The following is a 12,145-nucleotide window of genomic DNA, read 5'->3' as shown; positions in this document are numbered from 1 at the left end:
GGCTTATACTTCTTACCAATTTACAAGTTATAGGGTATTCTTCTTCGATTTTTTTCCGTTGCCATTACCATTACTACTATTAGGCTTTGTAATAGTGGCCTTAAGCATATTTGTGTCTTTATCAAAACTTAGTTCTATACTATCACCTTCGGTTAGTTCTGATTTTATTATTTCTTCGGCAAGTTGATCTTCCACATATTTTTGAATGGCGCGTTTCAAAGGTCGGGCTCCAAAACTGCTGTCATAGCCTTTTTCGCTAATAAAGTCTTTTGCTTCATCGGTCAGCGAAAGTTTGTATCCGAGTTCTTCTACACGCTTATATAAGTGTGATAATTCAATATCAATTATCTTATGTATGTCAGCTTTTTCAAGATGATTGAAGATGACAACGTCATCAATACGATTCAGAAACTCAGGTGCAAAAGCTTTCTTCAAAGCGTTTTCAATTACACCTTTCGAATGATCGTCAGCGCCTTTTATTTTTGCCGAAGTTTGAAATCCTACTCCTTGTCCAAAGTCTTTTAATTGACGCGAACCAATATTGGAAGTCATGATGATGATGCAGTTCTTAAAATCAACTTTACGCCCCAGGCTGTCGGTAAGTTGGCCATCATCCAATACTTGCAATAATAAGTTAAACACATCCGGATGCGCTTTTTCTATTTCATCCAACAACACTACCGCATAAGGTTTACGTCTTACTTTTTCAGTTAGCTGTCCGCCTTCTTCATAGCCCACATATCCCGGAGGTGCACCAATGAGGCGACTTACAGCAAATTTTTCCATATACTCACTCATGTCAATACGTATGAGCGAGTCGTCATTATCAAATAAATATCGGGCAAGCACTTTTGCCAATTCTGTTTTTCCTACACCGGTAGGGCCAAGGAATACGAATGAACCTATGGGGCGGTTTGGATCTTTTAATCCTGCACGGTTGCGTTGTATGGCTTTCACTACTTTCGAAATCGCTTCATCCTGCCCAACCACTTTGCCTTTTAACTCTTCCGGCATTTTTACCAAACGAGCGGTTTCGGCTTGTGCCACACGGTGCACCGGTATTCCACTCATCATGGCTACTACTTCGGCTACATTATCTTCGGTAACAGCAAAACGTTGCAATTTGGTTTCTTCATCCCAACGAGTTTTCGCTTTTTCTAACTCGTCTAATAGATTTTTCTCCGTATCGCGGAGCTTGGCAGCCTCTTCGTAACGTTGACTGCGTACCACACGATTTTTTTTCGTTTTTAACATCATTGATTTTATTTTCCAAATCGGAAATATAGTCAGGAACAACAATGTTACTAAGATGCACACGAGAGCCCGACTCATCTAATGCATCAATGGCTTTGTCAGGCAAGTAGCGGTCGGTTATGTAACGTGCTGTTAGGGTAACACAAGCTTTTATAGCCTCGGGAGTATAGCTTACATGATGATGCTCTTCATAGCGTTCGCGAATGTTATTCAGTATTTCGATAGTTTCATCAACCGAAGTTGGGTCAACTAATACTTTTTGAAAACGTCTGTCTAAAGCACCGTCTTTTTCAATGTATTCGCGATATTCATCGAGGGTAGTGGCGCCTATGCATTGTATTTCGCCACGGGCCAGGGCAGGCTTAAACATGTTGCTCGCATCTAGCGAGCCCGAAGCACCTCCGGCACCAATGATGGTATGTATTTCATCAATAAATAAAATTACATCAGGGCTTTTTTCCAAGCTCATTCATCACCGCTTTCATACGCTCTTCAAACTGACCACGGTATTTTGTACCAGCCACCAACGATGCAAGGTCGAGCGTAACAATGCGTTTGTTAAATAAAACACGTGAAACTTTGCGCTGTATAATGCGAAGTGCCAAACCTTCGGCAATGGCAGATTTACCTACTCCGGGTTCTCCAATCAAGATTGGATTATTCTTTTTGCGTCTTGCAAGAATTTGAGACACACGCTCTATCTCCTTTTCGCGGCCAACTATGGGATCAAGTTTACCATCTTCGGCACTCTTGGTAAGGTCGCGACCAAAGTTATCAAGTACCGGTGTTTTGGATTTATTATCTCCGGTCTTCTTAGGTACCTGATAGCCACCTCCCGGCTCATCCTGCGGATATCCTTCATCTTCGCCCTGCTGTGGTGCTTCACTTTTAAATCCATTATTGCGCATTACTTCGAGTTCTTCGCGCACCAACTCATAATTTACTCCGTACTGATTTAAAATTTGTGTGGCTATATTGTCTTCGTCTTTTAGTATACTCAACAATAAATGCTCTGTACCAATGATATCGCTTTTAAAAATTTTTGCTTCCAGATAGGTTATTTTTAAAGCTTTTTCGGCTTGTTTGGTCAAGGGGATGTTGTTTAAGTTGCTCACATTGCCGGTGCTGCCTTTTACAGCATTCTCAACCGACCTGCGCAAGTCAACCAGATTGAGACCAAGCGTTTTTAAAAACTTGATAGCCATGCCCTCGCCCTCTCTAATCAGGCCAAGTAACAAATGTTCAGTACCAATATAATCCTGCCCTAACCTTAACGCTTCTTCGCGGCTGTATGTAATAACATCCTTAACCCGTGGTGAAAATTTTGCTTCCATATTTTTCCCTTTTTACTCTCTTGTTTGATAGTTTACAATCAAATAGTATGCAAGTATAAGTGATAGAACAATATGGCAGACTTTTTTGACAGAAATTTTATAAGGAAATTGAAAAATGACTTGGTTGAAAAGTTATTGAGTGGAGATTGGAAATTTGGAAAGGTGACTTAACGCATTTGCATCCTCGTGACTACCGCGCTTGGCTTGGGATTTAGGCGTTGATGAGGATAGGGATGAATTATTCAAAGCAAATTATTTGTTCAATATTTTTATCAAGACTTTATCGCACCACAATCTTTTTCATTTGCACATTATTTCCTGTGTGTGCTTTGATAAAATAAAAACCACTACCATATCCTGTTAAATCAAGTGCATGTGGTGATTGAGTAACCATGCGCGATTCAATCAAATTGCCCATTGCATTATAAACGGATAAAGCATACTCACTTCCATCATGCACTGGATAATAAACTGAAACTACACCATCACTTGATTTGGCAAAGCCATAAAAGGAGATAAATTACTTTGCGTTTGTTGCAGTGTTTGTTGAGGCTGTATAGTTTTGCTGCCTCCATTACCATTTACCAAAGGCGGGCAAGTTGGTGGGTTTATTGCCGGTTCGCATTTGGCTTTAAATGTACAACCTGCCTTGGCTCCAAATCCATCGCGTAAACTAATTACTTCTTCCGCGGTAAACTGCACATTGCCACCAGGCTTAATGTTGTAAAAGTCTTGTTGTTGGTCTCCATCAGGATCTACAGCGCTACCTGCATATATCTCATTTTTGGCAACATAATGCAATAAGTATGGTTGATCTATTTCTCCATTTTGAATATACTGAATATCATCATAGTTGCGAAGTATAGCCCCCTTACGACCCTGCACCTTGTAGCGGCCAAGATTGCTACTTTTGTCTTCATAGCCTAAATTAGTAGGATGGTTTTCAAATATTAATGTGGCTCCCTCATTTACATCAAAGGCTGCATCATAAATATTGCAGCATGCATCTATAGTAAGTTTACTACCACCCTCCAAATAATAACGTGAAGCAAATACACTGTGCTCAGGATTGTTAGGATCATTAGGGTCATTAGGGTTTTCGCTGCGTAGGTCAGTGCGTACAGGCACATTGCGCAGGTCTGTGTAGGGGCCACCACATTGCGGGTCTTGGTTGTCTGCAATTACATCTGCTGCTTTGGGATAAACTCCACGTATAGTTTTAAATGTATAATAAGAAGGAAAATGTAAATCATTGGCACCACTTGTAATGTTAACCTCACTTGGATTGTAAATTGTCATTTCAGATGGATTGATAATGTTGAGATTGATGTTTTGGTCGATGTGGTATTGGTGAGTGATCCCTTGATCGACTGAAAATTCAATACCTCCCGCTTGACCCAAATTAGTGCTTGAACCTGACCATTTCAAACCTGCAATATAGTTACCCTTATTGTTAAGAATGGGAGCACTAAATAATGAATAAGGCGGTGGAAATACATTATAAAATGACTGAACGTTAACTCCATTAATATTAGCCCAGTCACTAAAAGTTTCGTTTGAAAGTGGGTAATTAGCACCAATTTCGTTACAATTGGTAGGGTTCGGAATTTCATTATATGGAAAATAATTTATCGTCCCGTTTTGCAAAAGAAATAAATTATTAGCTTCATCGTATTTATGCGGATCTACAATAATCTGATTACTAAATAAGGTTGGCATAAAAATGACATCATGCATAGCTTGGCTGCTACCAAAATTATTAGTATTTGTAAATGGATAAAATCTCATCCTACCCCTTGTATTATCATAATACCATGAAAATGTCTTAATAATGTCATTGGTTGTTGAATTCCCACAATGAAGATTTATGGTATGCTTAATAATTGAATGAGGTAATATTGATCTTGTTGAAAAGTCTAATGCTGCATTCTGCGTAAAAGCATAGCTTACCAAAGTCTGATGATTATCATTAAGACTAAAACCAAAATGGCAAATCCCTGGTAGCTTTCTTGATAAGTTGTCCCATTTATCAATTCCGTTATAAGATTGATTTGTTGGCAAAAACAATTCTCTAAATAAACTAGGTGATGCACATCCATTTGTAAGCCATGCACAATCAATGGTGAAAGGAAATGAAACAACTTCCATTGTAAAACTGGTGGCTAAATTTGGATTAACTTTATTCCAATAAAACCTATCTAAAAATATTTCATATTCTCCAAAATACCCTGGTGCGAAATCTTGGTTTACCCAAGTATATGGAAAAGATGGTACAGAATTTTTATACAATTGAGGATACCCTCCACCATACCAAGTTGGAATAATTTTCTGATAATTGTTTAAAATTTCTTGACTAATTCCTACTTGAAAATTTAAAATTATCAAACCCAATATTAATAGCCTTTTTATTGCTTTATTATCTTTAAATGTTTATTAAGCCTGTTGATTCCGTTTATTTGCAATATATATATACCTGGATTAAGTTGTATCAAGTTTAAAGTAACGTCATTTACATTTAACTGACTATTATATTCAATCTTATTTGTTGTAATGTTAATTATCGAAATTTCATATTTATTAATTTCATTAATGCTAGCTAATTTTAAGTTTACTAAATCAATAAATGGATTGGGATATAATGATACCGAATAATCATCAGTCAAAAAATCCTGGAAACCTGTATTTAAATCACAGTCAATTACCTTAGGCATATAAATTGTGTCTTGAATAAACTCCGTAACAGGTATTAAATTTGCCTGCTTTGTACTTGTTAAAGGCAAAATAGTTTGCATAGTTGGAAACACCTGATAGGAAGGGAACGTATAATTTTGGGTTTCACATCTATTCATTGTGCTATCCGCCTTAGTCAATATAATATTTGCTTTGGGGTAATTCGTGTTATTAATTATTGAAGAAACCATAAGAATTCCCTTGTCGCTTGTAAAAGTGAAATCAGTGGATCCTCCAAAAATTGAGAAAAAGCCTGGATTAAGGTACATTTTTGAATCTGAAACAAAATTCCCATTGCTATCTATTTTTGTAATGCCAATATTTCTTACTCCCCAAATGGCACCTAATTGATCTCTATGCATCTCGCCTAAACAAGTAGAACCTGCGCCAATTATTTGTTTAGCCCATAGCATATTTAATCCACTATCATATTTTACTACTAATTGAGCGCCACTATTTGCACCACCGAGTATGCTGCATGCTCCCAAATAAAAATCATTGCTACTTGTCTTAAAAATGGAAGTAAAATTTATAGAATCAATCTGCTTTGCCAACAAAATATTTCCTATGCTGTCAATATTTACCACTGTACCTTGCTGAGTATTTAGGGTATTTTGATGACCATACCCAGCAATTAATAATTGTTTGTTATCTAACTCAACAGCACTATACAAAGATGTTGTATTAGGGAAGGTATAAACCTTACACCAAATCGTATTGTAAAGGCTGTCTGTTTTTAAAATAATTGGGTTTTGATAACTAGGAAACGATGATATTTGTCCTCCACTAAAGACTAAATCGCCATTGCTCATCTGTAGTTTTGGGAAAATAAAATTTACAGAGTCATCAAATAAAAAAGATTTTACTAAGTCACCATTTGTATTTATTTCTAAAAAATAACTCACCCATGATGTGCAATTAGAATCGCGACATGAAATAGAATTTACAAGAAAGTTTCCATTTTGTAATTTAAGTAAAGTAGACGTTGAATTGTCGCCTTTTCGATGATAATACTTTGACCATAATTTTTCACCTTTATCATTTACCTTCATTAGCAAATGTTGACGGCCATAAGAATTTGTCATCTCTCCAGCAATTACGAAGGTCGAATCATTTTCATTGGTTATTCGAAAGGCAACTTCATCAACACTTTCTTGACCATAACTGTATTGAAAAATGTGCTGAGCTAATGCTGTATTAGCCATACTGCATAATGCTAGCATTATTAAATAAGCAACTATTATTAGTCTCATAACGAAAATTATTACTTAAGTTTTTCCTTCCAACATCTCCACCCTCTCCATCAATTCAAGTACATACCGATAAAGCTCTTCGGTAGTTAGTAGTTGTAGTTGTTGCATTCTGCCTACATCGTTTTGCCTCATGTCATTTTTCATATTTCAATTTCTTTTAAATTATTTCTACCTCACCACATTTTTTTCTTACAAGTGGCTACTTTTGTCTTCATAGCCTAAATTAGTAGGATGGTTTTCAAATATTAATGTGGCTCCTTCATTTATTACATCAAAGGCTGCATCATAAATATTGCAGCATGCATCTATAGTAAGTTTACTACCACCCTCCAAATAATAACGTGAAGCAAATACACTGTGCTCAGGATTATTTGGATCATTGGGGTCATTAACATTTTCGCTGCGTAGGTCAGTGCGTACAGGCACATTGCGCAGGTCTGTGTAGGGGCCACCACATTGTGGGTCTTGGCTATCTGCTAATACCTTGACTTGTGGGGTAAAACACCATTAATTGTTTTGAATGTATAATAAGAAGGAAAATGTAAATCACTTGCAGTTGCTTTTACATAAACCTCGCTAGGGTTATAAATTGTCATTTCAGATGGATTGATAATGTTGAGGTTGATGTTTTGGTCGATATTAAATTTATTGGGGATACTATTTAGTGCTAAATAAGTAAATGTGTTATTAAGATTATTTACATAACCAGCAGGTCCATCCCCATTTTTATTTTTTAATGAAGCAGATAAAAGACTATAAGGTGGAAAGAAAACACTTTGATACAGATGGGCCCTCAGTTCAGGGTTAAATGGTGCTGCAAACCAATTAGGCGTAAATTGATCAACATATAAATCAAATGGGGTGGGGTTAGTAACATATTGATTGGTACTTTGACAACTTGTATTGCTATTTGCAAGAGGGAAATAGTCTAATGAACCACCATCAAACCAATCATCATTGCTATTTCTGTTAAAATCACATTGGTAAACAGCACTACCATCATCAATGTTGGTCAATATCTCTGGTCGAAAAAAAACATCGTGATCGGCATTATTTGTAGGTGGAACTGTATTCTCTGCTCTAAATGGATATGTTTTCATATTACCTCTGGTATTATCGTAATACCAAGAAAATTGATTTATTATTGGAGAAGATGTGTTGTTTTCACAATGCAAAAAAACAGTATGTTTGATAATTGTGTGCGGAAGCCAAATGTCGGCACTTGGATTGCTAACTGGGTCATTCATAAATTGTCTTGATACTAAAGCGGTTGGCGATGAAATGTCGTAGAGTGGTCCTGGAAAAGGTCCCTCAAAGGTATTAGTTAGATTATTCCATTTTCCGGAAGCAAATGGATCATCTGGCATGTATAAATCGCGTGTTGTATTAGTACCATAATTGGGATAAGTACAAGAACTGGGCTGATCCCAACATGGCATAGTAAATGGAAAAGACACAACTTCTAATTTAAGTGATTTCCCTAACTCCTTAAAGTTTGATTCTATTAAACAAAGGCCTTGCGGACATGGACCATAATATTCAAAGTTCCAAGGTAATTGATCTAAAATTATCTGATATTCACCATCATATTGTCCCGTACCTATTTTAAACCTAGCTGCTGGTGTATATAAAAAATCATCAAGATTTGGAGCATTATAATTTGCTTGAGGTGGATATTGATAAATACAATTTAATGGAAAGTTAGGATTTTGTTCAGTCCAAGTATTTTGGAATTCCTGATAAGGATTAATTAAATCCTGAGTTCTTGCTCTCAATATCAAACTAAATAATAAGCCAATGATTAAGTACGTTTTCATATTAATTTAGAATTACTGGTTTTACTTGATTTTTTATTTTTAGCCAATACAGCCCACTTGGCAATAGTTCTACTCGTATCTCAATTTCTTCTTTAGTGTTTTGCGAGTAATTGAATGGTACATTCATTCCAAGATTATTAAACAAACTTAAATCTTGAAAATAAATTGCTTGGCTAGCACGAATGTAAAAATAATTAGTGGTCGGATTTGGATATAAAGTTAATAGTTCGGTTGTCACTTCATTTGATTCAAATCCTATGCTCGTTGTGCAGTGCATACTATCAGTTATTTGAATGCTGTTGCTATAAAAAATATGCTTATAGGATGGATTGTAAATCACATGCGAAAGGCCAAAAGTGTCTTTGTTAAAATTAGTAATCGGCAAAGATGAAACACTTACCGGAGTTCCTTCACAGCAATTAAAATTTGAATCGCATTTATTCAAGCTAAACCCCACGTTAGCTCCACTATACAAATTCCAATCTGCATCAAATCCAAAATAGTGTCCGCTCATTAATACATCTTTTGTTTTAATCACATTGGCATTGCTATCTAACAAACAAAATGTACCCGGTGTGATAAAAAAGTTTTCTTTGAAGGGATACATCCTACCTTCTGCATGAAAGCCATTACCAATTAATAATCTCCACCATTGGATGTTTCCAGTTGTATCTAATTTTAAAATAAAAGTGCCACTTTGTATTGACACAATATTTTTATGATTGCCGCAAATATATACTCCATCATTAGCCATCATAACTTGAAAGCCGGCAGTTTCATTACCATCATCATACACATTGCTCCAGATAATATTCCCCATGCTATCCAATTTACAAACTATATTTTTATAGTAAAGGGTATCTAATCTTGTACCGGTAACGTAAAGATTACCTAGTGTATCATTCTTGAACCCATTCCACTGTATATTTGAGTATCCATTTTCAAACTTAGCTTGCCATATATTATTCAATGCTGTATCTAGTCTTAATAATGTTCCTCGTACATAGTGATTTCCGGTATTAAATTCATTGCCTAATATGAACAACTCACCACTATTACTTTCCACAATACATGAATAGTTACCTCCTCCATAATCATTTGCAATCTTTGCATGAATAACTGCGCCCGTATTATTATCTATTTTTGTAATAAACGGATTGCCACCTGTAAACGTACAATTTGTTACTGAATCGTTGGCTCTACCAACAGCATAAATAAACCCATCCGAAGCAACAATTAAGTCTTCGATAAAAATATCATTACAATGTGATGATATTTCGGCAGCCCATTGCGCATTTCCAGCAAAATCTGTTTTTAGTATTACTGCCTTTCTCTGGGTATAGTTATTAAACCCAACCAAATAGAGGCTACTATTAAACTGAAATATTCTATCAGAGACATAATTGGGTATGAAACTTTTTTTATAAATAGGTTGTGCTTGCATAGCAAAACAGCCGCATAGAAATAATATAAAAGCAATGAATTGTTTCGTCATCGTTGTTCATTTTGCTTACCTTCCAACCTCTCCACCCGCTCCATCAGTTCAAATACATAGCGGTAAAGTTCCTCGGTGCTTAGTAGTTGTTGCATTTTGCCTACATCGTTTTGCCTCATGTCATTTTTCATATTTCAATTTCTTTTAAATTATTTCTACCTCACCACAATTTTTTTCATTTGCACATTATTTCCTGTGTGTGCTTTGATAAAATAAAAACCGCTACCATATCCTGTTAAATCAAGTGCATGTGGTGATTGAGTAACCATGCGCGATTCAATCAAATTGCCCATTGCATTATAAACGGATAAAGCATACTCACTTCCATCATGCACTGGATAATAAACTGAAACTACACCATCACTTGGATTTGGCAAAGCCATAAAAGGAGATAAATTACTTTGCGTTTGTTGCAGTGTTTGTTGAGGCTGTATAGTTTTGCTGCCACCATTACCATTTACCAAAGGCGGGCAAGTTGGTGGGTTTATTGCCGGCTCGCATTTGGCTTTAAATGTACAACCTGCCTTGGCTCCAAATCCATCGCGTAAACTAATTACATCTTCCGCGGTAAACTGCACATTGCCACCAGGCTTAATGTTGTAAAAGTCTTGTTGTTGGTCTCCATCAGGATCTACAGCGCTACCTGCATATATCTCATTTTTGGCAACATAATGCAACAAGTATGGTTGATCTATTTCTCCATTTTGAATATACTGGATATCATCATAGTTGCGAAGTATTGCCCCCTTGCGGCCCTGCACCTTGTAGCGGCCAAGATTGCTACTTTTGTCTTCGTAGCCCAAATTAGTAGGATGGTTTTCAAATATTAATGTGGCTCCCTCATTTACATCAAAGGCGGCATCATATATATTGCAGCATGCATCTATAGTAAGTTTACTACCATCCTCCAAATAATAACGCGATGCAAATACACTGTGGTCAGGATTGTTAGGATCATTAGGGTCATTAACATTCTCGCTACGTAGGTCAGTGCGTACAGGCACATCGCGTAAGTCTGTGTATGGTCCTCCACATTGTGGGTCGTTGTTGTCAGCAATTACCTTGCTTTTGTATGGTAATTTGCCACTGATAGTTTTAAATGTATAGTAGGATGGAAAATGCAAATCATTTGCTCCACTTGTAATGCTAACTTCAGTTGGATTGTAAACAATCAATTCACTTGGGTTAATAACTGATAGATCAATATTTTTATCAATAAAATAATTATGTCTTATTCCATTTCTTATGATGAGTGAAGTGTTGCTTGAAACCGGCAAGTAGCCTGCAAGGGTAGACCCTTCTTCTTCATATGGAGGACTAGCAATTAGTATAGTGGGTGGTAAATATGCATAATTAAATGATTGTACTGCCTCCTCCCAAAATTTGTCTGTAGAAGTTGGCATAACAACGCAACTGTTTGGAGCGATTTCACTAAACTTAAAGTAATTGATTGTGCCTGATTGTTCTGTCCAAGAAGCATTACTGCTAAAATCATCGTAATTAAGAAATGCTGAACCGTTAATATCCAAAGGTACTACTACCTTGGGACGAAATATTATATCATGCTCTGCTTCTGACGAGGAACAATTGTTTGTAACAAAGGGATAGTCGCGCATACGCCCTCTGGTGTTGTCCGTATAGAATGAAAATTTATTAATAACAGGACTACTTACAGAGTTATTACAATGTAGATAAATGGTTGTTTTAATTATACTGTGCGGCAGCAATGTGCTGTGCAGTGGTGCCCAATTCTGCTGGTAAGTTGCAGTGAAAAAAGAAGAGATTAGCGAAGTGTACTTTTTATATAAAAAACTTGTGGGGTAATAGCTAAAATTGCCAATCAAAAATTGCCCTTGGCCTGATACATTGGTAAGATAACTATCCCACATAATGTCATTAGAATTATATGCGTTTGGCATATATAAATTTCTTATGGCAGGGTTTAGATTACAATTTTTACACTGTAATGGAAAATTGGCACAATCAATAGTAAAGGGAAATCCTACTAGCTCATGTTTATAGCTAATGGCATTATTAGGATATTGCGTTCGCCAAAACAAGTCACCAATAAAAATTTCATACTCACCTGTGTAAGAAAAAGATGAGCCTGCATTCAACGAGGTGAATAATTCCACTTGCGCATTATTTTTATATTTTGGGGATAGTTTTCCAGCAAAATTATCGTATTGATTAATCAGTATTTGCGCTTGCATACCTATGGTTAGGCACGTAAACAGCGTGAGTAATTTTAATTTCATGGTA

The 12,145-nt window shown here is 36.3% G+C and carries 7 protein-coding genes and 1 pseudogene; all 8 read right to left on the bottom strand.

All coding sequences use genetic code 11. From position 1 onward, the window contains the following. Window positions 1–27: 27 nt before the first annotated feature. The 8 genes and pseudogenes from IPO27_01480 to IPO27_01445 all read right to left on the bottom strand — a co-directional run bounded on the left by IPO27_01480 (window position 28) and on the right by IPO27_01445 (window position 12,141). A pseudogene (locus IPO27_01480) lies at window positions 28–2,588 on the bottom strand (ATP-dependent Clp protease ATP-binding subunit). 280 nt (window positions 2,589–2,868) lie between these two features. Beyond that, window positions 2,869–3,048 carry a T9SS type A sorting domain-containing protein gene (locus tag IPO27_01475; GenBank protein MBK8845277.1) on the bottom strand — a complete coding sequence of 60 codons (180 nt, stop codon included), beginning with the start codon at window positions 3,046–3,048 and terminating at the stop codon, window positions 2,869–2,871. Window positions 3,049–3,065: 17 nt separating this feature from the next. Continuing rightward, a complete protein-coding gene (locus IPO27_01470; GenBank protein ID MBK8845276.1) occupies window positions 3,066–4,979 on the bottom strand; it encodes a hypothetical protein in 1,914 nt (637 codons plus the stop codon). Window positions 4,980–4,993: 14 nt separating this feature from the next. Next, window positions 4,994–6,571: a T9SS type A sorting domain-containing protein gene (locus IPO27_01465; GenBank protein ID MBK8845275.1), complete on the bottom strand. Its 1,578-nt coding sequence runs from the start codon at window positions 6,569–6,571 to the stop codon at window positions 4,994–4,996. Between the two features lie 189 nt (window positions 6,572–6,760). Beyond that, on the bottom strand, window positions 6,761–6,997 hold the full coding sequence (locus IPO27_01460) for a hypothetical protein (GenBank protein MBK8845274.1): 237 nt from the start codon (window positions 6,995–6,997) through the stop codon (window positions 6,761–6,763). Between the two features lie 50 nt (window positions 6,998–7,047). Then, on the bottom strand, window positions 7,048–8,388 hold the full coding sequence (locus IPO27_01455; protein MBK8845273.1) for a hypothetical protein: 1,341 nt from the start codon (window positions 8,386–8,388) through the stop codon (window positions 7,048–7,050). 1 nt (window position 8,389) lies between these two features. After that, window positions 8,390–9,883 carry a T9SS type A sorting domain-containing protein gene (locus tag IPO27_01450; GenBank protein ID MBK8845272.1) on the bottom strand — a complete coding sequence of 498 codons (1,494 nt, stop codon included), beginning with the start codon at window positions 9,881–9,883 and terminating at the stop codon, window positions 8,390–8,392. 155 nt (window positions 9,884–10,038) lie between these two features. Then, the gene (locus tag IPO27_01445) at window positions 10,039–12,141 is read right to left on the bottom strand and encodes a T9SS type A sorting domain-containing protein (GenBank protein ID MBK8845271.1); all 2,103 of its coding nucleotides are present in this window, start codon (window positions 12,139–12,141) and stop codon (window positions 10,039–10,041) included. Window positions 12,142–12,145 lie beyond the last annotated feature (4 nt).

It is taken from the genome of Bacteroidota bacterium (assembly GCA_016714535.1).
Classification (GTDB): domain Bacteria; phylum Bacteroidota; class Bacteroidia; order AKYH767-A; family OLB10; genus JADKFV01.
The sequence above is the reverse complement of the archived record's forward strand: the minus strand, read 5'-3'. Positions and strand labels throughout refer to the sequence as shown.